Below are 21488 nucleotides of genomic sequence, written 5' to 3'. Positions count from 1 at the left end.
GCCAGCAATCCCAGCGCTATCTGATCCCAGAACGCTGACTCGACATCCCGGCGGTACTTCGGATGCCCCGGCGACCGCAGCTTCGGTCTGATCGCCCGATCCGCTTGCCACTGTCGACGCGCACCCGCCGGCACCGCTGATTCCTCTGGATCTCGTCCCACCACACACCCTCACGATCAGGGTGTTGCGACAACCAGTTGAATCCGCCCAGCATGTGGAGATCTCTGTGGACAAGCAGGCTCAGCTGTGGATGAATCAGCTGATGAGCACCAGGGACATGAGCCACAGCAGGGGGGAGCACAGCAGCGCCAGCAGGAGCACCAGCACGAACCTGCCGCGCAGCCGGGGGAACGCCACGATCCCGGCGACCCCGATGATCCCGGCCACCAGGGAAGTGACGGCACTCAGGATCAGCCCCGCCAGAAGCACCCCCATGGAGAACTCCGGGCTGAAGGAGTTGCCCACCAGGAACCCGCCGAAGAAGAGGACCACGGTCAGGGCCACACATCCCAGCCCGGCCCAGAACAGCCTCCGGCCCGTGCTCACCGTGTACACACTCCTGGAGATCATGACCTCGATCCTCCCACGAACCGCTCCGGAGAGGCTGGATGCCTCCGGGCATGGAAGAACCCCGTGGAGGGCATTCCACGGGGTTCTCACGGATCCTGCGCGGATCCACCGGGGTCCACCCGTCCGCGCCCCTTGACGGATGCGGACGGGCTCGCCGAGCACCGGGGTGCTGCGGCGGGACCACGGGGATCAGGCGGGGACGACCTCGAACTCCACGTTCGCGTTGACGTCCTCGTGCAGGTGGACCACGGCCTGGTACACGCCGGTGGTCTTGATGCGCTGGGTCAGGTCCACGCGACGCTTGTCGATGGAACCGAGACCGGCGTTCTCCACAGCGGAGGCGATGTCGCCGGCGCGGACCGTGCCGAACAGGCGGCCCTCGGCACCGGCCGTGACCGGAACGGTCAGGGTGGTGGAGGTCAGCTTGGCGGCGAGAGCCTGCGCGTCCTCGAGGGAGGACAGCTCACGTGCCGCACGAGCCTGCTTGATCGACTCGATCTGCTTCTCGGCGCCACGGCTCCACGGGGTGGCGAAGCCGCGGGGGAACAGGAAGTTACGGGCGTAGCCGTTCTTCACGTCCACCACGTCGCCAGCGGAACCGAGCCCGGAGACTTCCTGGGTCAGGATGATCTTTGCCATGAGTTCTCAGTCCTCTCTGATCAGCGGCCGGCGCCGGAGTAGGGCAGCAGTGCCACTTCACGAGCGTTCTTGATCGCCTGGGCGATCTTGCGCTGCTCCTGGACGGACACGCCGGTCACGCGGCGAGCGCGGATCTTTCCGCGATCGGAGATGAACTTGCGCAGCAGTGCGACGTCCTTGTAGTCGATCTCGGTGACGTCAGCCGCCTTGAGCGGGTTCTGCTTTGGTTTCGGCTTGCGAATTTCAGCCTTGGCCATCGTGGTGCTCCTTTTCTGGTGCGGAGCCCGCAGGCGAACCTGCGGGATGGGGTGGATTGTTGACGTTTAGAAGGGGGGCTCGTCCTCGGAGTCGGCGCCCCAGTCGTAGTTCCCGCCGGAGGACTGACCCCAGGGGTCACCGCCCTGCTGCGGTCGCTGCTGGCCGCCACGGCCGCCCTGGTTCCCGTTGAACCCGCCGCCCTGGTTGAAACCACCGCCGCCGCCCTGGGAGTCGTTGAACCCTCCCTGGCCGCCGCCCTGGTTTCCTCCGAAGCCGCCCTGACCGCCACCGAAGCCCTGGTTCCCGCCGTAGGAGTTTCCTCCGCCGCGCGAGTTCCGGTTGATCTTGGCGGTCGCGTACTTCATGGAGGGGCCGATCTCGTCCACTTCCAGCTCGGTGCTGGTGCGGCGCTCCCCTTCCTTGGTCTCGTACGAGCGTGCCTTGAGGCGGCCCTGGACGATCACGCGGGTGCCCTTGGTGAGGGACTCCGCCACGTTCTCGGCTGCCTCACGCCACACCGAGCAGCGCATGAAAAGAGTTTCCTGGTCTTTCCACTCGTTGCTCTGCCGGTCGAAGGCGCGCGGGGTGGACGCAACGGTGAAGTTGGCCACGGCGGCTCCGGACGGGGTGAAGCGAAGTTCGGGGTCTGCGGTCAGATTTCCGATCACTGTGATGACGGTGTCGCCAGCCATGTGAACCTCCGGATGTGTGGACGCTGGATGCGAGACTCAGTGGGTTGACAAGCATCTCACGGAGCCCGTGAGGGCTGCCGGGGAGAGTGCGGTGTGCAGTCCGGGTGAACCGCACGTCAGCTCACTTGCCGTGGATCTTCTGCTCTTCCGGGCGGATGATCTTGGTGCGCATCACGGCCTCGTTCAGGCTCAGGACACGGTCCAGCTCCTTGGCGGTCTGCGGCTCGGCGGTGAAGTTCACCACGGCGTAGATCCCCTCGGACTTCTTCTGGATCTCGTAGGCCAGGCGACGACGGCCCCAGATGTCGAGCTTGTCGACGGTGCCGTTCTCCTTGGTGACGACCTCGAGGAACTTCTTGAGGGTCGGCTCGACGGCACGCTCCTCCACCTCGGGGTTGAGGATGACCATCAGTTCGTATTCACGCATGTAAAGAACCCACCTCCTTCGGGCTGAGCGGCTGCGGTCCTTCCGCAGCAGGAGGTTCTGTGCGTTGTCGGTGCCGGCACGAGAAACGGCGCACGGCACACAGACTTGCCCACTTTACTACAGCGGAGCCTCAGTAGCCACTGACGCGCCGGGCCAGCCGGGCGTTGAGAGTGCCCACCCGCACCGGGATCACGAAGATGTCCACGAGCAGCAGCAGCCACAGGGGAATCAGCAGGAACCATCCGATGATGATGCCCACGGTGGCCCACCCCGCCACCCCGAGGGTGAGGTAGATCAGGCCCTGGAACGGTTGGGCCAGGTAGAACTTGTGGATCCCGAACTGGCCCAGGAAGAACCACAGCACGTACGCGAGCAGCGTGGACTTGCCACCCACCACGTTCACGTTGACCGTAGGGCCTCCCCAGGAGGCGCCGGCGGTGTTGCCGTACGGCGAGCCCGGACCGGCCCCGCCCCGCGGCGGCATGGGCTGCGCGCGGTAGTACTCCGGTTCCTCGGCCATGGTGGCTCCCCTGTCCTCGTGCTGCACTGCGGTGTCTCGGCTGTCTCCAGTCTAGGAGGGCCGAGGGCCCGCCTGGGCGTGGGTCAGCGGGGAGCGCAACCGGACGTCGGTGTCCAGGTGCTCCCCGGTGGTGCGGGCCGTCACCTCGATCTCGAAGGACACCGTCTCCACCATCTGCCGCCCGTTCTGCAGCCACGTGACCCGGGCCTGCGCCTGCCGGAAGGGCACCGCGTGGAAGGTGAGGGGATCCCGCGCGTCGGGCTCCAGCAGCAGCGCGGGACGCGAGGTGAGCTGCCAGCGCACGTTGGAGACCCCGTCCGCCAGACCGCTCGTCCCGGTCGGTGCGCCACCCCCGGACGACGGCGCCCGCTCGGCCTTCCGGGGCACGGGACAGGTGGCCGCGTCGAAACGCACCACGCTGCCGCACGTGCTGAGGGTGTTCTGCACCTCGCGCTCCACCTCCTCCCACATGCGTGGCGAGGCCTCGTAGGTCATGCCCGCCTCGGCCGGACGCGGATCCGCAAGAGATATCTCCGTGACGGCATGCTTCCCGGCCAGCAGGTACGAGTCCTGCGGCAGGGCGACGTCGTACTGACCGGGGAGGCCCTCGAAGCGCCAGGTGCGGGCGGGACCGCCAGGAGGGGCGTCCGGGTCCGACCCGATCGCGGTGCCCTCGGGGCGGACCTTCTGCCCGTTGACGGCCAGCGCGTCCACGGCGGCGGGCAGGCGGACGGTCACGGGCGCGTGCTCGCGCTCGCGCAGCTGCCAGGCGTCGTTGAACGGCCCCCACGCCGTCACGAGGTGCACGGTGTAGGCGCGCCGGACCACGGAGCCGTCCCCCAGGCCCACGTCCACAGTGACCACCGCCGTGTCCCCGGTGACCCGGGTGCCCACGAACTCGTGGCGCTGCGGGCGGTTGCCCGCGGCTCGGTACGCGGGGTTGGTGAGCACCTGGTCGAGCCCGTCGTCCTCCGTGGTCAGCAGCGGCGCCATGACCTGCCGGGAGCTGCCGCCCTCCAGGTGGCTCAGGTAGGTGTCCACGGGGGACTCCGGGTCCCGAGCCACCAGGAACCAGTTCGCGGCGGAGGTCCACACCGTGACGATGCCGACCACGAGGGCGAGGACCACCACGAGCGGCACGGCCAGGGCGCGCAGGGTGGGCAGCGCCAGGTTCTCGAGGGCCTCGGGTTCGTGTCTGCTCATGGGTTCCGCGGCGGGCTACTGCACGGCGGAGGCGCCCAGGGCCGCCGCCTTGCGGCCCCGGAACATGTCCACCACCACGGCCACCACCAGGTACACGAGGAACGCGTAGCGCACCACGGCCAGCAGGTCCTGGGCGCTCCACCCGAACTCCTGCACCCAGGGCAGGGTGGGCCACGCCGAGCTGGGAAGCACCACGGTGGCCCAGTAGAGGGTCTCCACCACCTGCCACAGCGCGAACTCCACCCAGTTGCGCCGGCACAGGATCACGAGCGGCACGAGCCACAGCACGTAGGTCAGGGAGTACTCCTTGGCCAGCAGGATGTAGAGCGCCAGCAGCAGGAACGTCACCTGCACCACGGAGGGTTCACGCTTGCTCAGCAGTGCCACGAGCAGGACGAACACCAGGGCCAGCACCATGCTCAGCAGGACGAACTGGCCACCGTCCCCGGCGCCCAGGGAGACTCCGGTGCGAGGCTCCACGGTGGAGCCCCACACGTTCCACAGGGAGGAGCTGCCCGTGTCGGAGCGGACCATCTCGTTGAACTGCGCGAGCCACCGGTCCCAGGCCGTGAGCATGTACGTGCCGTTGATCAGCGCCCACGCGAACACGGCCCACAGCAGCGCGGAGACGATGTCCTTCAGGAACCGGTGCCGGGCGGCCATGATCAGGATGGCCAGAAGCACCACCACCGGGAAGAAGGCCACGGACGCGCCGAAACCCACCATGATCCCGGCCACGGCGGGGTTGCCGCGCACGTAGCCCAGGACGGCCAGCATCATGAAGAGCACGGCCCACAGGTCCCAGGACTGGAAGCCCACCAGCACCACCACGGGGGACAGCGCCATGACCAGCGCATCCGTGCTGCGGTTGCCGCTCAGCGACGACACCACGGCCACGATCGCCAGCCACACCAGCGCCAGCAGCACCACCGAGAGGTCCAGGTAGAAGCCCTGCCCCACGTCCAGGCCCATCAGGGAGGACAGGTTGGAGGCGAACCACCCGATGATCGTGGTGATCATGCCCACCAGCACGGGCTGGTCCCCCGTGGGGCCGCCCGTGAAGAAGCCTCCGGCCACGTCCGACGAGTGCACCCCCAGATCGCCCGCGTCGATCACGGTGGCGCACAGCTGCGGGACCTGCTCCGCGACGTTCCACTCCGGCACGTGGCACGGGATGCGGATGAGGTAGGCCATCATCACGGTGTACAGCCCCACGCCCAGCAGCATCAGGCCGGCACTCGCTCCGGACCTGTTGCGCGCACCTTCGAGGCTCATGCGGGGTCTCCTAGGACGTGGGCGGGGAATCGATCACCAGTGTTCCACGCGGGTGCGCGTTCTCGGGCGTCATGTCACTCTGCGGCGCGCGGCGCCGGGCAACACCTGCCCGGTGGAACGGCGCGCGGCACCGGGCCTGTGGCGCGGCCCCAGCGCCGGACCACACCGGGGTGGCGCAGTGCCCCGCCCCTCGGCACGACGCCGCCGCTCAGCTCAGGAGCCCCCGATGCCCTTCTCACGGGCCCACCGCAGCAGCCGCTCCCGCGCCTCGTCCTCCCCGAGCGCCCCCTCGTCCAGGCGCAGCTCCAGGAGGTACTTGTAGGCCCGCCCCACCTGGGGTCCCGGCGGGATGCCCAGGATCTCCATGATCTGCTGCCCGTCCAGCTCGGGGCGCACGGCGTCGAGCTGCTCCTGCTCCGCCAGCTGCGCGATGCGCCGCTCGAGCTCGTCGTAGTGCCCGGCCAGCCGGGCGGCCTTGCGCCGGTTCCGGGTGGTCACGTCCGAGCGGGTCAGCCGGTGCAGCCGCTCGAGCTCGCTCCCCGCGTCCCGCACGTAGCGGCGCACCGCGGAGTCGGTCCAGTCCGCCTCCCCATATCCGTAGAAACGCATATGCAGTTCCACCAGGCGGGTGACCCGTTTGATCGTCTCGTTGTCGAAGCGCAGCGCCTTCATCCGCTTGCGTGTGAGCTTGGCGCCCACCACCTCGTGGTGGCGGAAGCTGACCGCCCCGGACGGCTCAAAGCGCCGGGTGGCGGGCTTGCCCACGTCGTGCATCAGCGCGGCGAAGCGCAGCGCGAAGTCCGGGGCGGGAACGGGGCCCGCCGGGTCCGTCTCCTTCTCTGCGGCCTGTTCCATGACCGTGAGGGAATGCTGGTAGACGTCCTTGTGGTGGTGGGCCTCGTCCGTCTCGAGCTGCAGCGCCGGCACCTCGGGCAGCACGATCTGCGCGAGACCGGTGTCCACCATGAGTTCCACGCCGCGCCGCGGGTGGGCGCCGCAGATCAGCTTGACCAGCTCCTCGCGCACGCGCTCCGCGGAGACGATCTCGATCCGCTGGGCCATGGCGGTCATGGCTTCCCGCACCGGTTCCGCCACCGTCAGACCCAGCTGGGACGTGAAGCGGGCGGCGCGCATCATGCGGAGGGGATCGTCCGTGAAGGAGTCCTCCGGGGTTCCGGGGGTGCGCAGGACACCCGCGTGCAGGTCCTTGATGCCCCCGAAGGGATCCACGAGCTCCATGTCCGGCAGCCGCAGCGCCATGGCGTTGACCGTGAAGTCACGGCGGCGCAGATCCTCCGTGAGGTCGTCCCCGAACGCCACGGTGGGCTTGCGCGAGTCGGGGTCGTAGGCCTCAGCACGGTAGGTGGTGATCTCCAGCTGCATGCCCGCCTTGCGCATCCCGATGGTCCCGAAGTCCCGTCCGATCTCCCAGTGGGCGTCCGCCCAGTCACGGATGACGGCCAGGGTCTGATCGGGATCCGCGTCCGTGGTGAAGTCCAGGTCCAGGGCCTCCCGCCCCAGGAGCAGATCGCGGACGGGACCGCCCACGAGGGACAGGTCGTGCCCGGAGGCGGCGAAGAGCCGACCCAGTTCGAGGGAGACGGGATGGAGGGAGGAGGTGTCCAGCAGCTGCGTCATGATGCGAGCCATTATCGCATCACGGCCCCGAGCGGCCTCGCCGGCCGCCGCCACCGAACCGGGGCGGGGTCGCGCCACGGCTCCTCGACTGCCCTGCCGGGGCTGCGGCGGGGGCCTCCGGCGGCCGTCAGGGAGTGCCAGGTGATTGTGGCTAAGGTAGACGGCATGGCTTTCCCCGTACCCAGCGCGCCCAAGAGGCGACCGAACCAACCGGTCTCCGCGCTGCCCACGGTGGAAGAGGTCTCGGCCGGTGGGATCGTGGTCAACCTGTCCGACCCCACGCATCCGGTGGCCATCATCGCTCGCATCAACCGCGGTGGGCGCCTGGAGTGGTGCCTCCCCAAGGGGCATCCCGAGGGTGAGGAGACCAACCAGGAAGCCGCCGTGCGGGAGATCGAGGAGGAAACCGGGATCAGGGGCCGGGTGCTCTCCCCGCTGGGCAGCATCGACTACTGGTTCACCGTCTCCGGGCACCGTGTGCACAAGACCGTCCACCACTTCCTGCTGGAGGCCACCGGCGGATTTCTGACCACCGAGAACGATCCCGACCACGAGGCCGTGGACGTGGCGTGGGCGGGCATCGACGACCTCGGGCGCAAGCTGTCCTTCCCCAACGAGCGGCGCATTGCCGACATCGCCCGGGAATACATCATCCACCAGTTGTAAGGTGTCCCGTTCGACCCGTGCCGCGCCGCGGACGGTCCCACCCTTCGTGCAGGAGGCCTTGTTCCATGCAGAGCTCCGGGGCGCGCGCCAGCGCCATCATGGCCTCCGGGACCCTGGTGTCCCGGATCCTGGGTTTCGTCAAGACCTTCCTGATCACGGTGGCCATCGGCTCCGCCGCCACCATGGCGGACGTGTTCCAGCTGGCCAACACCCTGCCCAACCTGATCTACGTGCTGATCGCCGGCGGCGTGTTCAACGCGGTTCTGGTGCCGCAGATCATCAAGGCGTCCAAGTCCGAGGACGAGGGCGCTGACTACATCTCGCGGCTGCTGACGCTCGCCGTGATCGCCCTGCTGGTGATCACCGCCGCCGTGCTGCTGTGCGTGGGGCCCATCATGCGGCTCATGGGCCCCGGCTGGTCCCAGGAGCAGCTGGCCATGGGCACCATGTTCGCGGTGATCACGTTCCCCCAGATCTTCTTCTACGGGCTCTACACCGTGGTGGGCCAGGTGCTCAACGCCAAGGGCGCGTTCGGGGCCTACATGTGGGCGCCCGTGCTGAACAACGTCATCGCGATCGCCTCGCTGCTGGTGTTCATCTACCTGTTCGGCCCGTTCCGCACCACCCCGCACACGCTGGAGAACTGGACGTCGGCGCAGACGTTCTGGCTCGTGGGAATGTCCACGGTGGGCGTGGCCGCCCAGGCCTTCATCCTGTTCTGGCCGCTCGCCCGCCTGGGTCTGCGCATCCGCCCGCGCTTCGGGTGGCGCGGGATCGGGCTGTCCGCCGCGGGTCGGCTGGGCGGCTGGACCCTGGCCACCGGCGTGATCGCCAACCTCGCCTTCATGGCCCTGTACCGCACGGCGGCCATTCCCACCGGAGCGCGCTCCGACGTTCCCGCCGGCCCGGGCGGTCCCGCCCCGATCGCGGGCACGGCCGTGCTGGACCAGGCCACGATGCTCTACGCCCTGCCCCACGGGGTGATCGGGCTGTCCATCGCCACCGTGCTGTTCAACCGGATGGCGGCCGCCGCCGCGGAGCACGACCGCGAGTCCCTGGTGTCCTCCCTCTCCTCGAGCCTGCGCGTCACGGGCGTGGCCACGGTGTTCTGCATGGTGGCCCTGATCGTCTACGCCGGACCGCTGGGCATGCTGTTCTCCGGCGGTGTCCCCGCGGCGGGCGCCGTGATCGGACAGGTCATCACCGTGATCGCGATCGGCGCACCGTTCATGTCCACGGCGTTCATGCTGGGCCGCGCGTTCTACGCCCAGGAGGACGCCCGCACGCCGTTCATGGTGCAGCTCGCGGTGTCCGTGTTCACGGTGGTCGGCGCCGTGGTCATCGCCCACTCCGTCCCGCCCGAGCAGATGGTGTTCGCCGTGGCCGGGTGCTACGCCCTGCAGAACATCCTGGCCACGGTCATCTACCACTACGCGCTCAAGCGGCGGATCGGCGACTACGGCCTGTCCCGCATCGTGGGCTCGCACGCCCGGATTCTGGCGGCCTCCCTCGTTGCGGGGCTCGTCGGCGTGGCGGCCCTGTGGCTCATGGGCGGCTACAGCACGGACGGCTTCCCGTGGCACCGGCAGGTCACGGCGCTGGTCACCATCGCGGTCGGAGGCATCGCCATGGCCGTGGGCTACGCGGTGGCCCTGAAGGTCTTCCGGGTGCAGGAGTTCGCGTCCCTCGTGGCCCCGCTGAAGGCCAAGCTCGGCCGGTAGACTGCCGGAAAGTTCGTTCTCGCGTCCGTGCGACCGCCGCGGCGCCCGAATCAGAGGGAGCCACCGTGTCCCAGCCCATTGCGCTCGGAACCGTCCTGGGCGGCCGCTACAAGGTCAGCGCGTCGCTGCTGAGCACCGCCGACCACGACCACGTGCTCCAGGGCGAGGACCAGATCCTGCGCCGTCGGGTGTCCATCCTGGTTCCCGCGCCCGCGCACGAGTCCACCGTGGTGGAGAACGCCCGTTCCCTCGCGGCCGGCTCCGGGCACAGCGGCTTCCAGGTCCTGGACATGGGCCAGACCGAGGACGCCACCTACCTGGTCACGTCCTACGCACCCGCCGCGGACCTGCTGGACGCGCTGCTGTTCGCGGACCAGCACTCGGACGACTACTCCCTCTCCGACGACATCTTCGGGGACGCGCGCACCGCGTCCTCCGCGTCCTACATTTACGAGGAGCCGGATCCCACCCAGCCGCAGCGCAGCGTCGCACCCCGCACGGAGAAGCCCCAGGACGAGGAGCCCGCCGTCACGCGCTGGAGCGCCTCGGACTACGACGACTACTCCTCGGCGCCGCCCGCACCGTCCGTGCGCAACAGGCTCGGCCTCGCGCGCAAGGTCCGCCCGGGTGCCGTGCGCTCCACCATGTTCGACCGCGCGGCCTCCCGCGGCGGCTCCGGTGGTGCCACGGTGGCCGCCGGCGCCATCGACCCCACGTACGACGGCGACAACCGCTACGAGAGCTTCGAGCGCACCGAGGGCAAGCCGGACCGCCTGGACGAGCGCCACGGCGGCTCACGCGCCGTCCCGTCCGGCGACGCCGCCGGGTCCCCTGACGCGCCCGGACCCCTCGACGACGCCGCTCCGGCCGCCGCATCCCGGGACCGCGCCGAGGGAGCCACCGCAGGTTCCACCGCGCGGACCGACGAGAGGACCGCGGGGCGGGCCACGGGGCGGACCACCGCGGGAACGGCCGATGAGAGCACCGGTGAGACCGCCGGTGCGGGAGCTGCCGTCGCGGGCACCGCTGGTGTCGGGGCCACTCTCGGAGGAGCTGCGGGGGCAGACGCCGCTCTCGGAGGAGCCGCGGAGGCGGGTGCTGCGGATCAGCGGAGCGGGCAGGGGCTTGATCCGGAGCCGGACCCCGCAGGCTCGGACACCGCGTCTTCACCCACCAGCACGGCCACGGTCGGTGCGGCCGCCACGGGCACGGGCGCCGGGGGCGCACCGGGCACCGACGGCTCCACCGCGGAGGACTCCCGCAAGGGGCCGTTGCGCTGGCTCCTGCTGCTCCTGCTGGCCATTGTGCTGATTGCCGCCATTGTCCTGGGGTTCCGGGGACTCGGAACCCTGACGAGCCAGTTCACCAGTGAGGGAGCACCGGAGCAGACCGCGGCTCCGGCGGATCCCAGCGGCTCTCCCGCCGCGACGGCCGCACCCAGCGCCGCGGCGGCGCCGGACGTGGCCTCCGCCTCCCGGCTGACCTCCGATCCGAACTTCATGGCGGACACGGACGCCACCCTGAACCAGGCCACGGACGGCGATCCCGCCACCTACTGGCTCAGCTACGGGTTCTCCAGCGCGCAGTTCGGCAACCTTGCGGACAGCGTGGGTCTCGCGGTGCAGCTGAAGGAACCCGCAACGGCCCAGGAGCTGACCATCCAGCAGGCGGACGGCTCCGGTGGCCAGTTCACCGTCTACGTCTCGGACCAGCCCTCTCTCGAGGGCGCCCAGGAGGTGGGCAAGGGCTCCTTCACCGGCCCCGAGGCCACCGTTGCGCTCGCGGACGCCGCCCGCAGCACGCCCCACCAGTACGTGCTGGTCCAGTGGACCGAGCTGCCCCAGCTGAGCAACCCCATTGGCGGATACCCCTTCGGTCTGCGGATCGGAGAGGTGGACGTCCGCTGACCCCACGGGGTCCGGGTGGTCCCCACGGTGGGCCCACGGGGCTGTCCAGGCCCCGGGAACCCGCGGTGCGGCGTCGTCGTCCCCCGTGCGGCGCGACCAGCCCAGGACGCCCCACAGGGTGGAATATCTGAGCGTGCTCCCCACGTTCTGACGTGTAGTCGACCTCCGCGAACGCGGTGACCCAGGGAAAGGCTTCGAAGCAGTGAGCAACCAGCCCGGCATCTTCTCCAGCGCCGTGAACATCGGCGTGGGCGGCGCCGCCCAGCCGTCCACCGCCCCGGCCGCGGCCCCGGGTGACGACGCCGTCCACGACGTCGTCATCGTGGGCTCCGGCCCCGCGGGGTACACCGCCGCGATCTACACGGCACGGGCCAACCTCAAGCCCGTGGTGCTGGCGGGCTCCGTGACCGCCGGCGGCGAACTCATGAACACCACCGAGGTGGAGAACTACCCCGGGTTCGTGGACGGCATCATGGGCCCCGAGCTCATGGACAGCATGCAGCAGCAGGCGGAACGCTTCGGCGCGGACATCCGCTTCGAGGACGTCGTCTCGGTGGAGCTGGACGGTGAGGTCAAGACCGTGACCGTCGAGGACGGCACGGTCCTGCGGGCGCGCGCCGTGATCATCTCCACGGGCTCCGCCTACCGCAAGCTGGGGCTCGAGGACGAGGAGCGGCTGTCCGGACACGGTGTCTCCTGGTGCGCCACGTGCGACGGCTTCTTCTTCAAGGGGCAGAACATCGCCGTGGTGGGCGGTGGTGACTCCGCGATCGAGGAGGCCACCTTCCTCACCAAGTTCGCGGACAAGGTCACGCTGATCCACCGCCGGGACGAGTTCCGTGCCTCGGACATCATGAAGCAGCGCGCGTTCGACGACCCCAAGATCGAGATCCTGTGGAACACCAGGGTCACGGGCATCAACGGTGCGGACAAGGTGGAGTCCCTCGCCCTGGAGGACACGGTCACCGGCGAGGCCTCGGAACTCGCGGTCACCGGGCTGTTCGTGGCCATCGGCTCGGACCCGCGCGTGGATCTCGTGCGGGACCAGCTGGAGCTCACGGTGGACAGCACGATCGCCGTGGACGGCCGCTCCTCCACCACCTCGCTGCCCGGTGTCTTCGCTGCGGGCGACGTGGTGGACCCCACCTACCGCCAGGCCATCACGGCCGCGGGCTCGGGCTGCGTGGCCGCCGTGGATGTAGAGCACTACCTGGCGGCGCTGGACAGCTGAGCCGGCGGGGGCCGCGTGCACCCCCTGGTCGCTGACCCCACTCCTCCGCCCGGACCCGTCCCCGCGGAACCCTCCGGACATAACCGTCCGGGCGACACCGACGAAAGGAACCAGACATGAGCTCAGCCAAGGACGTCACCGACGCCACCTTCCAGACCGAGGTCCTCGAGAACTCCAAGCCCACCATCGTGGACTTCTGGGCGGAGTGGTGCGGCCCCTGCCGCCAGCTCGGCCCCGTCCTGGACGCCCTGGCCGCCGAGTACGCCGACCAGGTGGACGTGGTCAAGGTCAACGTGGACGACAACCCCGCGATCGCCTCCCAGTACGGCATCACCTCCATCCCCGCGGTGTACCTCTTCGCCGACGGCGAGGTGGCCAAGACCTCCGTGGGCGCCAAGCCCAAGTCCGCGCTGGAGAAGGAGTTCGGGGAGTACCTCACCCCCTCCGCGTGAGACCACCCGCCCGGGTCAGCGCACCGCCGGTGCGCGGGCCCGGGTTTTCTCTGACATCATTCACCCCAGACCAGAAGCCCGCACGAGCGGGACGACCAACAGCAGGGAGGCCCACGTGCCGCAACCCACCGCAGGAGCACCGCTTCGCCACGGCGTGTCCGATCGACGGGTCCTGGGGCTCAGGGAAAGGCTGCTGCGCGCCGGCGCGCAGGACACCGAGCTGGCGCCCGACACCGCCCGCGATCCCTCGGTCTTCGACGGTCACGTGGACCGGGCGGTGAGGGGTTTCCAGCAGCGCAAGGGCCTCATCGTGGACGGTGTGGTGGGGCCGGACACCGAGGCGGCGCTCAACGATGCGCAGTACTCCCTGGGAGACCGGCCGCTGTTCCTGCAGGAGGAGCGGCCGCTGCACGGTGACGACGTGGAAGAGCTGCAAACCAACCTGTCCCTGTTGGGTTTCTACTACGGACACCTGGACGGGACGTTCACGCGCCAGACCGAGTACGCGGTCAAGGAGCTGCAGAGCAGCCTCGGGACCGAGGTCGACGGCGTCGTGGACCGGGAGACGCTCACGGGACTGGCCCGCGTGAGCAAGAAGATCACCACCGCCAAGGCCTTCTCCCTGCGCGACCACCGGCGGCTGGAGTCGCTGCACGAGGCGCTTCGCGGACGGGAGGTCGTTCTGGTCCCTTCCGCCGCGGGCTCCGCCACAGCACCCGATGCCGCACCCCCCGAGTTCACCACGGCCCAGGAAGAGATCACGATGGACGTGGCGGTCCGCGCCTACGACCTGCTGCGCAACGTGGGGGCCGTGCCCGTGCTGGTGGATCCCTCCTCCTGCGGGGGCTCCTCGCCCCAGGAGGAGCCGAAGCACCCACGCACGGAGCACGATCCTGCCGTCACACCATGGGACCAGGAGTCCGAGAGCACTTCTTCCTCCCCGGGACCGGACTCAGGGAACCGCACGGCGGGCGGTCGTGTGAGCGTCCGGACGCAGCAGGAGGCCCTGGCAGCGCATCCCCAGGCCGTGGTGCTGTGCCTGCAGTGCGACTGGAACCGCTCCCCACATGCTCAGGGCGTCGCCACGTTCTACTGGGGCGACCCCGCCACCGGACAGTCCTACGCACCCATCGGCCACAAGGCCTCGGACATGATCCTCCGGGAACTCGTGGCCCGAACCGGCGCCCTGGACCTGGGCAGCCACGCCCGGCAGTGGAGCACGCTGCGCAGCGCAGGGGCAGCCACCGCCTGGGTGGACTTGGGCTATCTCTCCAGCCCCGTGGAGCGGGAGCAGCTGCGCACCGCGTCCTACCGGGCTCGTCTGGCCGAATCGCTGCTGTGCGGGCTCCAGCGCGTCACGGCTCCCGCGCCGGAGCCGACTGCCACGGGCACCATGAGTCTCGCGGACATCGAAGCCTACTACCGGGTGAACCCTCGTACTGAGGTGCACAGCGACCCTTCGGTCTGAGCGATGTGCCCTGCCTCAGCACCCCTCTCTGCCCGGGGTGCGTGCGCGGCCACTACAGCTTGAGGACACAGAAGGCCCCGATGTTTCACGTGAAACATCAGGGCCTTCTGTGTGCTCGGGATGCCTCGAGGAACCTTCTGGCGCTCAGCTCTCCGAATCGAGCTTGGGGTCCAGAACGTCGATGATGCGGTTCAGGTCCTCCACCGACGCGAACTCGATGGTCATCTTGCCCTTACGAGCGCCCAGCTGAATCTTCACGCTGGTGTCGAGCTTGTCCGAGAAGGCATCAGCGATGTAGCCCAGACGGTCGTCGTGTCGCGTGCTCGGTGCCTTGCGCCTGGTGGACTGGCGCTTGAGGCCGTCGGAGAGCGCCACCGCTTCCTCCGTCGCGCGCACGGACAGACCTTCCGCCACAATGCGCTGAGCCAGACGTTCCATCTCCGCGGGATCCGGCAGCGCCAACAGAGCGCGAGCGTGACCGGAACTCAGTACACCGGCCGCCACACGTCGCTGCACCAGTGCAGGAAGACGCAGCAGTCGCAACGTGTTTGAGATCTGCGGGCGGGACCGCCCGATGCGCTCCGACAGCTGCTCCTGAGTGGCACCGAATTCTTCCATCAGCTGCTGGTACGCGGCCGCCTCTTCCAGGGGATTCAGCTGGGCGCGGTGCAGGTTCTCCAGCAGTGCATCCCGGAGCAATTCGTCATCGGCCGTTTCCCGGACGATCGCGGGGATGGTGCTCATCCCAGCAGCCTGAACCGCCCGCCAACGGCGCTCACCCATGACCAGCTCATAGGCTTCCGGACCTCCGTCGCGGCTGGGACGCACGACGATGGGCTGGAGAACCCCAAGTTCCTTCACCGAGAAGGCCAGCTCCGCCAGCTCGTCCTCGTCGAACACCTGCCGTGGCTGCTTGCGGTTGGGGTGGATGTCCGTCACCGCCAACTCGGCGAAGGCAGCACCCGGAACGACTCGCAGGTCGCCGCCGTTATCGTTCACTTCGGTGGTGCCTGCATCATCCGTGGGCATACCTGCGCTTGAATCGGGCGCAGTCTCCGGAGAGCTCTCGGCCAGCGGAGAAGTGTCTTCGTCTCGGGTCCGCGCGCCTTCCACCGTGGCATCTTCTCCAATGCCCTGTGACCCCGAGGTGTCAGAGCCCTTCGCGGCGGATGTTTCACGTGAAACATCGCTCGTCCCGGTGGAACTGTCCTGTTTGGAAGCCACATCGGTACGGTTTTTCTGGTCGTCCGCAGGAGACGTAGTGGGCTCGGGCGCCATGGAGGAATCGCGCCCGGAAGTCGGCGTGGATGTCTCCGAGACACTCGACGCACCTTCGCGGTGCGTTGCTCGCCAAGTGTCCCCGTCACCGTCCGGCGTCACTCCCGACGTGCCCACAGGGCTGGACGGGGCATCGGAGAAGGAGTCTGGATCGGACGGCAGGAAGAACATGTCCACGGGCCGGCTCACATTCGTTGTGCTTCGCAGTGCCTGCCCCATGTCGCGACGGCGTTGAGCTGGTCGACCTGTCGAGTCCTTGGAACGACCGCCCGGCCGGGACGCGGCTGCACTGGATGTTTCACGTGAAACATCGCTATCCCGTTCGTGGTCCTTCCGGCCTGAGCTGTCATGCCTTGCGGAGTCCTGCGTGGTTTCTGCCGCGCGGTCACTGGGCGTAGCGGACTGCTCGACATCAGCATGTGCGCCTGGGCCTTCGGGGCTGACCGCGTTCTTCCGCTCACTCCCCGTGCCGACGGCTGCGGCGCCGGCACCGGCACCACCATTGGAGGACTTCCTGGCCCCCACGGTCTTTGCGCCGTCCGAGGACGCCTTGCCGGCCGTCGTCCTCGTGCTCTTGTCCATCTCCTCGGCCCCCGCAGCACTGCGCGCCTCCACTGCCGTGGCCGTCGTGGACTTCTTGGCTCCAGACCCGGCCTTCTTAACCGCGTCAGTCCCGGAAGAACGGGAGGTCGCCTTGTCGCTTGTCGTCGTTCGCTTCGATGAAGGCGCGCCCTTGCCTGCCGTTCCGGTTTTGGGCGCCTTGCCGGTCGAGGCCGCGTTCTTCGAGTTCCCGGATGTCTTGGATGCCTCTGCGCCGCCGACCGAGCCGGTTCGCTGACGTCGTCGACCGCTTTCCGGCTTGCTGGGCTCATCGGTGGCCTCGTTTTGGCTCCCCGCAGCTTTGCGTTGAGTCTCCGGTTCTCCACTGGGGATGAGGGCACCAAGACCTCGCCCAAGCCCCCGACGTCGTTCGACCACGTTCATGTCCTTTCACCGATGATGTGCTGTCCATCGTAGTCGTGGTGGGGTTCGCCCCACGCGTTGACGGAAGCATTCCCCGCCATGTCCTGGGGCGTCCCGAATCAGTCACGGCGTCGCTCGACATCCCCCACTGCGAACAGCAGGATGCCCCAATGTTTCACGTGAAACATCGGGGCATCCCATTGTGGGCCGCATCCGCCAGTGAGATTATCCGCGACCTGGCCGGTGGTCTCAGCTGTCCTGCATGCTCGGCCGCCACCTCGTGTGAACCTGTCGGTGGCGCCGACTCACGTGAGGCCTCATCTCTGGGAAGTGCCAGGCTCCCGCGCGGCCAGTTCAGCCGCCGCTTCAAGATAGGAGAGCGCGCCTGTGGAGCTCGGGTCGTAGGTGATGACACTCTGCTGATAGCTGGGTGCTTCCGAGATCCGCACAGATCGCGGGATCATCGTCTCCATCACCTCGTCCGGGAAGTGCTGACGCACTTCGTCTGCCACCTGCGACGCCAGGTTGGTCCTGCCGTCGTACATGGTCAGCAGAATGGAGGAAACCGTGAGCTGGGGGTTGAGGTGCTTCTGGATCATCTTGATGTTGTTGAGGAGCTGGCTCAGTCCCTCCAGAGCGTAGTACTCGCACTGGATGGGGATCAGCACCTCCGTGGCCGCCACGAACGCGTTGATGGTCAGCAGACCCAGGCTCGGGGGGCAGTCGATGAACACGTAGTCCAGCCGCGGCAAACCGTTCTGCTCGCGTGACTCCGCGTACTCCGCGAGAGCTCGTTGCAGACGCTGCTCGCGAGCCACCACGGACACCAGCTCGATCTCCGCGCCCGCGAGGTCGATCGTGGCGGGGAGTACCCACAGGTTCTCCATCTCGCGAGACTCCTTGACCACGTCCGCCACGGGCACCTCGTCGATGAGGATGTCGTACACCGAGTCCGCATCCGCTCCGTGGGGAATGCCGAGGGCAGTGGAGGCATTGCCCTGGGGGTCGTTGTCGACCACCAGCACGTGCTGACCCTGCTGGGCCAGCGCCACCGCCAGGTTCACGGACGTGCTGGTCTTGCCCACGCCGCCCTTCTGGTTGCTGATGGTGATGAAGCGAGTGTTCTTCGGATGCTCCAAGTGGACGTTCTTGAGCTTGGCGCGACGCTTGTTCTCTTCCACGAGTTTCCTCCCCAGAGCGGTATCAGCCACCGCATCCTGTGCTGCAAGACCGGCGTGAGCGTCTGTTTCACGTGAAACATGCTTGCCGCGATCCGGGACAACCTTTTTGGACTGATTAGCGGGATCGGGCGGCAACCCGAAATCGTGTCCGCGTTTCACGGCCTGCGGGTCGTGCTCCGGGGTGGTCATCGACGGTCCCTTTCATGGCTGATGCGTGCTCCTCGTAGCTTATCCGCATCCGTCCCCGCACCCTGGTGCCAGAGGCAGGTCAGAGCACCAGGCGCACCACCGTGGTGGGTTCGGCCAGCAGGTCCTCGCCCACGGTCAGAACCTCCGACTCCCTGACACCGAAGCGCCCCAACTTCTTGGACGCCTTCGTGAGCTCGTCCTCCGCCGACCGGCCCTTGAGGGCGAGCAGCTCACCCCGGCCCTTCAGCAGGGGGAGGGTGATGTCCACGAGACCGACCAGAGCTGACACGGCGCGCGCCGTGACCACGTCCACGGCGCCGACATCCTGCTTGGCCTGCTCCGCGCGGGCCCGCAGCACCCGGACGTTGTCCAGCTCGAGGTCGGAGACGACCTCCTCGAGCCACACCACGCGCCGTTCCAGCGGTTCCACCAGGGTGATCTGCAGATCCGGGCGGGCGATGGCCAGGCACAGACCCGGCAGACCCGCCCCCGACCCCACGTCCACCACGCGCGAGTCAGCGGGGATGAGCTCCTGCACCACGGCGCAGTTGAGAACGTGCCGCTCCCACAGGCGCGGGGCTTCCCGGGGCCCGATGAGACCGCGTACGATCCCGGATGAGGCCAGGTGCTCCGTGTAGCGCCGCGCAAGGTCCAGCCGGGGGCCGAAGATGGCCCGCGCCGCAGGTTCCAGGTCCCCGAGTGGTGGAGCCGGCTGGGGCTCCGGTGCGGCCCGGTGAGCGGGTTCCTGGCCGGAACCGCCTGCCCCTCCGGCCGACGGCCCCGCGGGCCGTCCGTTGGACTCCTGGGCGCTCATACGCCGGCCGAGATCACGATGTGGCGCCCAGCGCCGTCGCCCTCGGACTCGGAGACCAGCCCGGCCTCCGCCACGGCGTCGTGCACGATCTTGCGCTCGTACGGGGACAGGGGCGGCAGGTGCACGCTCTCGCCGTCCGCGCGGACCCTGGCCACGGCGTCGTCGGCCAGGGAACGAAGCTCGGCCGCGCGTTCGTCCCGGTGACCCGCCACGTCGAGAATCAGGCGGCTGCGCCGCTGCGTGGCACTGAGGACCGACAGGCGGGCGAGCTCCTGAAGAGCCTCCACGATCTCACCGTCCTGGCCCACGAGAGCCCGCAGATCGGCGTCGTCGTCCTCGGCCACGACGGAGACGTAGGTGCGGCCGTCGCGCACCTCGATGTCGATGTCACCGTCGATGTCCGCGGTGTCGAGGAGCTCCTCGATGTAGTCCGCGGCGATCTCGCCCTCCTCCTCCAGCGGGGAGAGCGGGGCAGTGTCCACCTGCGACTCCGGTGCCACGGTCTCCTCCAGAGCCGTGTCCTGGGCGTTGTCCGTCTCGTTCATGGCGGGAGACCTCTCAGCCGTTGTTCTTCTTGGTCTGCTGCTTCTGACGCTTCTTGGACACGGGCTGGTTGCGCTGGCCGGCAGCCGCACGCACCCGCTGCTCCTCGACCTTCTCCTCGTGCTCCTTCTTGGTCATGCCCACGGGGGGCAGACCCTTGGCGGCGCGCCGATCGTTGAGCTCGCGCTCCGCCTGGGAACCCTTGGTGGGGTTGTTGCGGATGACCCACCACTGCTGGCCCATGGACCACAGGTTGGAGACGGTCCAGTAGACGAGCACGCCCAGGGGGAAGTTGATGCCGCCCACCGCGAAGATGATGGGGAACAGGTAGAGCATCATCTGCTGCTGGCGGTACATGGGCGAGGCCTTGGCAGTGTCGCTCATGTTGCGGGCAGTCAGTTGCTTCTGCGTGATGAACTGGGTGGCGCTCATGGCCACGATCATCACGATCGCCAGGATGACCGTGGCGGTGTGGTTGCCGTCACCCGGCTGCATCAGTGTGGAGAACAGCGGGGCGCCGAAGATGGTGGACTCGTTGAACTGGTGGACCATCTCCGGCGTGAGGAGGTGGATCGCCTCGTTGTTGGCGGCCGCCTGGGGGACCGAGCGCAGCACCTGGAACAGGGCGAAGAAGATGGGCATCTGCACGATCACGGGCAGGCACGCCGCGAACGGGTTGGAGCCGTGCTTCTTGTACAGGGCCATCTGCTCCTCCGCCATGGCCTGGCGGGAGAGCTGGTCCTTCTTGCCCTTGTACTTGGCCTGCAGCTTGGCCATCTCCGGCTGCAGCTCCTGCATGCCGCGCATGGACTTGATCTGCTTGAGGAACAGCGGGATGGTCAGCGTCCGCATCACCAGGGTGAGACCCACGATGCACAGCACCCAGGTGAGACCGGACGTGGGATCGGCACCGATCAGGGTGAACAGCTCGTGAAACACCCACAGGACTGCGGACACGATCCATTTGAAGGGCAAGAGAATCAGGTCGAAGAAGTTCATCGAGCGTTGGCTCCTTGAGCCGCATGGTGGCGGGCCTGACAGTCGTGCGTGTACTCACGCACGAGGTTCGGGTGGTTGAGCAGAACGATTCTGGGGGTCGTGGCGAGGGTCGGGAACTCCCGGCCACCCCCCGGGATCCTGTCGATCCCCCCGGCGGCCCAGGGGTGGCAGCGCAGCAGCCGCATAACACTCAGCCCCAGTCCGCGCACAGCACCGTGCACGGTGACGGCTTCGAGCGCGTAGGCGGAGCAGGAGGGGAAGTAGCGGCACACGTCCCCGTAGAGCGGGGAGACGATGGTCCTGTAGAGCTTGAGCAGGGCGATCAGAAGGTTCTGCGGAGCCTGCTTGACCGCGCCGAGCACACCACCCGAGGTGTTGAACTCGTGCGGGGCGCGTGCCAGCAGCTGCTCAGGAGTCACCCGTGGTGTCACGTGCGCCTCCTTCTCGATCGTCCACGGGGCACGTTACGGCATGGTGCCCGGGACCAGCTGTGAGCGTCATCGTGCCCGCCGCACCGCGGCCGTGAATGCGGCCCGGTAGTCGCTGCCCAGTTCGTCCCAGTCCGCGGCCGCAGCGGGGGGCAGGGCCCGCACCACCACGTCCATGCCGTGGGGCTGGTCCCGCACGCTGCTCGCGCTGAGCTCGCGCAGCCGGCGCTTGACCTTGTTGCGCGTCACCGCGTTGCCCACGGCCTTGGAGACCACGAACCCCACGCGGGACGGTTCACCCGTGTGCATGCGCACGGATACGACGACGTTCCGGCGACCGCTGCGGGCACCGGAACGTACGGTGGTCGTGAACTGCGCCGAGGTCCGCATCCGGTGCCGAGTGGGCAGCATGACGCGAACCTCGAG

The 21488-nt window shown here is 68.5% G+C and carries 23 protein-coding genes; 7 read left to right on the top strand and 16 right to left on the bottom strand.

Going from position 1 to position 21488, the window contains the following annotated elements:
- Nucleotides 1-255: 255 nt before the first annotated feature.
- From D9R02_RS02565 to D9R02_RS02525, 9 genes are all read right to left on the bottom strand, one after another.
- Complete coding sequence (locus D9R02_RS02565; protein ID WP_059281286.1) at nucleotides 256-570, bottom strand: hypothetical protein; 315 nt, start codon at nucleotides 568-570, stop codon at nucleotides 256-258.
- 189 nt (nucleotides 571-759) lie between these two features.
- The gene (rplI, locus tag D9R02_RS02560) at nucleotides 760-1209 is read right to left on the bottom strand and encodes a 50S ribosomal protein L9 (protein ID WP_012399404.1); all 450 of its coding nucleotides are present in this window, start codon (nucleotides 1207-1209) and stop codon (nucleotides 760-762) included.
- A gap of 20 nt (nucleotides 1210-1229) precedes the next feature.
- Nucleotides 1230-1466: a 30S ribosomal protein S18 gene (gene rpsR / locus D9R02_RS02555; RefSeq protein ID WP_012399405.1), complete on the bottom strand. Its 237-nt coding sequence runs from the start codon at nucleotides 1464-1466 to the stop codon at nucleotides 1230-1232.
- A gap of 66 nt (nucleotides 1467-1532) precedes the next feature.
- Nucleotides 1533-2159, bottom strand: coding sequence for a single-stranded DNA-binding protein (locus D9R02_RS02550; RefSeq protein WP_059281287.1), 627 nt, complete (start codon nucleotides 2157-2159; stop codon nucleotides 1533-1535).
- 121 nt (nucleotides 2160-2280) lie between these two features.
- The gene (rpsF, locus tag D9R02_RS02545) at nucleotides 2281-2586 is read right to left on the bottom strand and encodes a 30S ribosomal protein S6 (RefSeq protein WP_012399407.1); all 306 of its coding nucleotides are present in this window, start codon (nucleotides 2584-2586) and stop codon (nucleotides 2281-2283) included.
- 130 nt (nucleotides 2587-2716) lie between these two features.
- The gene (locus tag D9R02_RS02540; protein ID WP_039102103.1) at nucleotides 2717-3106 is read right to left on the bottom strand and encodes a TM2 domain-containing protein; all 390 of its coding nucleotides are present in this window, start codon (nucleotides 3104-3106) and stop codon (nucleotides 2717-2719) included.
- A gap of 51 nt (nucleotides 3107-3157) precedes the next feature.
- Nucleotides 3158-4309 (bottom strand): hypothetical protein, encoded by a 1152-nt coding sequence (locus D9R02_RS02535; RefSeq protein ID WP_121241596.1) that lies wholly within the window; start codon nucleotides 4307-4309, stop codon nucleotides 3158-3160.
- A 15-nt stretch (nucleotides 4310-4324) separates the two neighbouring features.
- Nucleotides 4325-5584, bottom strand: a complete 1260-nt coding sequence (locus D9R02_RS02530; RefSeq protein ID WP_029603331.1) for a glycosyltransferase 87 family protein — start codon at nucleotides 5582-5584, stop codon at nucleotides 4325-4327.
- A 213-nt stretch (nucleotides 5585-5797) separates the two neighbouring features.
- On the bottom strand, nucleotides 5798-7222 hold the full coding sequence (locus D9R02_RS02525; RefSeq protein WP_235005093.1) for a CCA tRNA nucleotidyltransferase: 1425 nt from the start codon (nucleotides 7220-7222) through the stop codon (nucleotides 5798-5800).
- A gap of 165 nt (nucleotides 7223-7387) precedes the next feature.
- Here D9R02_RS02525 and D9R02_RS02520 point away from each other — a divergent pair, with 165 nt between their 5' ends.
- From D9R02_RS02520 to D9R02_RS02495, 6 genes are all read left to right on the top strand, one after another.
- Nucleotides 7388-7888 carry an NUDIX hydrolase gene (locus D9R02_RS02520; RefSeq protein ID WP_029603333.1) on the top strand — a complete coding sequence of 167 codons (501 nt, stop codon included), beginning with the start codon at nucleotides 7388-7390 and terminating at the stop codon, nucleotides 7886-7888.
- 65 nt (nucleotides 7889-7953) lie between these two features.
- Nucleotides 7954-9609: a murein biosynthesis integral membrane protein MurJ gene (gene murJ / locus D9R02_RS02515; protein ID WP_019310412.1), complete on the top strand. Its 1656-nt coding sequence runs from the start codon at nucleotides 7954-7956 to the stop codon at nucleotides 9607-9609.
- 65 nt (nucleotides 9610-9674) lie between these two features.
- A complete protein-coding gene (locus tag D9R02_RS02510; protein WP_121241591.1) occupies nucleotides 9675-11516 on the top strand; it encodes a hypothetical protein in 1842 nt (613 codons plus the stop codon).
- Nucleotides 11517-11763: 247 nt separating this feature from the next.
- Nucleotides 11764-12747 (top strand): thioredoxin-disulfide reductase, encoded by a 984-nt coding sequence (gene trxB, locus D9R02_RS02505; RefSeq protein WP_223246088.1) that lies wholly within the window; start codon nucleotides 11764-11766, stop codon nucleotides 12745-12747.
- A gap of 116 nt (nucleotides 12748-12863) precedes the next feature.
- Nucleotides 12864-13199: a thioredoxin gene (gene trxA / locus D9R02_RS02500; protein ID WP_059281291.1), complete on the top strand. Its 336-nt coding sequence runs from the start codon at nucleotides 12864-12866 to the stop codon at nucleotides 13197-13199.
- A gap of 154 nt (nucleotides 13200-13353) precedes the next feature.
- Nucleotides 13354-14667: an N-acetylmuramoyl-L-alanine amidase gene (locus tag D9R02_RS02495; protein ID WP_121241589.1), complete on the top strand. Its 1314-nt coding sequence runs from the start codon at nucleotides 13354-13356 to the stop codon at nucleotides 14665-14667.
- Between the two features lie 144 nt (nucleotides 14668-14811).
- Here D9R02_RS02495 and D9R02_RS02490 read toward each other — a convergent pair whose 3' ends face one another.
- Complete coding sequence (locus D9R02_RS02490) at nucleotides 14812-16116, bottom strand: ParB/RepB/Spo0J family partition protein (protein ID WP_438819410.1); 1305 nt, start codon at nucleotides 16114-16116, stop codon at nucleotides 14812-14814.
- A gap of 331 nt (nucleotides 16117-16447) precedes the next feature.
- Here D9R02_RS02490 and D9R02_RS02485 point away from each other — a divergent pair, with 331 nt between their 5' ends.
- The gene (locus D9R02_RS02485; RefSeq protein WP_101888157.1) at nucleotides 16448-16783 is read left to right on the top strand and encodes a hypothetical protein; all 336 of its coding nucleotides are present in this window, start codon (nucleotides 16448-16450) and stop codon (nucleotides 16781-16783) included.
- 442 nt (nucleotides 16784-17225) lie between these two features.
- On the opposite strand, the gene D9R02_RS02480 is transcribed toward D9R02_RS02485, so the two are convergent.
- The 6 genes from D9R02_RS02480 to rnpA form a co-directional block, all read right to left on the bottom strand.
- Complete coding sequence (locus D9R02_RS02480; RefSeq protein WP_121566271.1) at nucleotides 17226-18089, bottom strand: ParA family protein; 864 nt, start codon at nucleotides 18087-18089, stop codon at nucleotides 17226-17228.
- Nucleotides 18090-18357: 268 nt separating this feature from the next.
- Complete coding sequence (gene rsmG, locus D9R02_RS02475) at nucleotides 18358-19092, bottom strand: 16S rRNA (guanine(527)-N(7))-methyltransferase RsmG (protein ID WP_082019302.1); 735 nt, start codon at nucleotides 19090-19092, stop codon at nucleotides 18358-18360.
- Nucleotides 19089-19637, bottom strand: a complete 549-nt coding sequence (locus tag D9R02_RS02470; protein WP_039101587.1) for a Jag family protein — start codon at nucleotides 19635-19637, stop codon at nucleotides 19089-19091. Before D9R02_RS02470 ends, rsmG begins: the two co-directional genes overlap by 4 nt.
- 13 nt (nucleotides 19638-19650) lie before the next feature.
- Entirely contained in the window at nucleotides 19651-20634 is a 984-nt protein-coding gene (gene yidC / locus D9R02_RS02465; protein ID WP_121566270.1) for a membrane protein insertase YidC, read from the bottom strand.
- Nucleotides 20631-21065 (bottom strand): membrane protein insertion efficiency factor YidD, encoded by a 435-nt coding sequence (gene yidD, locus D9R02_RS02460; protein WP_224764933.1) that lies wholly within the window; start codon nucleotides 21063-21065, stop codon nucleotides 20631-20633. Before yidD ends, yidC begins: the two co-directional genes overlap by 4 nt.
- Nucleotides 21066-21131: 66 nt before the next feature.
- Nucleotides 21132-21473: a ribonuclease P protein component gene (gene rnpA, locus D9R02_RS02455; RefSeq protein WP_039101584.1), complete on the bottom strand. Its 342-nt coding sequence runs from the start codon at nucleotides 21471-21473 to the stop codon at nucleotides 21132-21134.
- Nucleotides 21474-21488: the final 15 nt, after the last annotated feature.

The organism is Kocuria rhizophila (assembly GCF_003667225.1).
Taxonomy (GTDB): Bacteria; Actinomycetota; Actinomycetes; order Actinomycetales; family Micrococcaceae; genus Kocuria; species Kocuria rhizophila.
The sequence above is the reverse complement of the archived record's forward strand: the minus strand, read 5'-3'. Positions and strand labels throughout refer to the sequence as shown.

What these genes read in the sequence shown, in the direction of transcription:
- D9R02_RS02565 (WP_059281286.1), bottom strand. Translation starts at nt 570, where the DNA reads ATGATCTCCAGGAGTGTGTACACGGTGAGCACGGGCCGGAGGCTGTTC.
- rplI (WP_012399404.1), bottom strand. Translation starts at nt 1,209, where the DNA reads ATGGCAAAGATCATCCTGACCCAGGAAGTCTCCGGGCTCGGTTCCGCT.
- rpsR (WP_012399405.1), bottom strand. Translation starts at nt 1,466, where the DNA reads ATGGCCAAGGCTGAAATTCGCAAGCCGAAACCAAAGCAGAACCCGCTC.
- D9R02_RS02550 (WP_059281287.1), bottom strand. Translation starts at nt 2,159, where the DNA reads ATGGCTGGCGACACCGTCATCACAGTGATCGGAAATCTGACCGCAGAC.
- rpsF (WP_012399407.1), bottom strand. Translation starts at nt 2,586, where the DNA reads ATGCGTGAATACGAACTGATGGTCATCCTCAACCCCGAGGTGGAGGAG.
- D9R02_RS02540 (WP_039102103.1), bottom strand. Translation starts at nt 3,106, where the DNA reads ATGGCCGAGGAACCGGAGTACTACCGCGCGCAGCCCATGCCGCCGCGG.
- D9R02_RS02535 (WP_121241596.1), bottom strand. Translation starts at nt 4,309, where the DNA reads ATGAGCAGACACGAACCCGAGGCCCTCGAGAACCTGGCGCTGCCCACC.
- D9R02_RS02530 (WP_029603331.1), bottom strand. Translation starts at nt 5,584, where the DNA reads ATGAGCCTCGAAGGTGCGCGCAACAGGTCCGGAGCGAGTGCCGGCCTG.
- D9R02_RS02525 (WP_235005093.1), bottom strand. Translation starts at nt 7,222, where the DNA reads ATGACGCAGCTGCTGGACACCTCCTCCCTCCATCCCGTCTCCCTCGAA.
- D9R02_RS02520 (WP_029603333.1), top strand. Translation starts at nt 7,388, where the DNA reads ATGGCTTTCCCCGTACCCAGCGCGCCCAAGAGGCGACCGAACCAACCG.
- murJ (WP_019310412.1), top strand. Translation starts at nt 7,954, where the DNA reads ATGCAGAGCTCCGGGGCGCGCGCCAGCGCCATCATGGCCTCCGGGACC.
- trxA (WP_059281291.1), top strand. Translation starts at nt 12,864, where the DNA reads ATGAGCTCAGCCAAGGACGTCACCGACGCCACCTTCCAGACCGAGGTC.
- D9R02_RS02490 (WP_438819410.1), bottom strand. Translation starts at nt 16,116, where the DNA reads ATGTTCTTCCTGCCGTCCGATCCAGACTCCTTCTCCGATGCCCCGTCC.
- rsmG (WP_082019302.1), bottom strand. Translation starts at nt 19,092, where the DNA reads ATGAGCGCCCAGGAGTCCAACGGACGGCCCGCGGGGCCGTCGGCCGGA.
- D9R02_RS02470 (WP_039101587.1), bottom strand. Translation starts at nt 19,637, where the DNA reads ATGAACGAGACGGACAACGCCCAGGACACGGCTCTGGAGGAGACCGTG.
- yidC (WP_121566270.1), bottom strand. Translation starts at nt 20,634, where the DNA reads ATGAACTTCTTCGACCTGATTCTCTTGCCCTTCAAATGGATCGTGTCC.
- rnpA (WP_039101584.1), bottom strand. Translation starts at nt 21,473, where the DNA reads ATGCTGCCCACTCGGCACCGGATGCGGACCTCGGCGCAGTTCACGACC.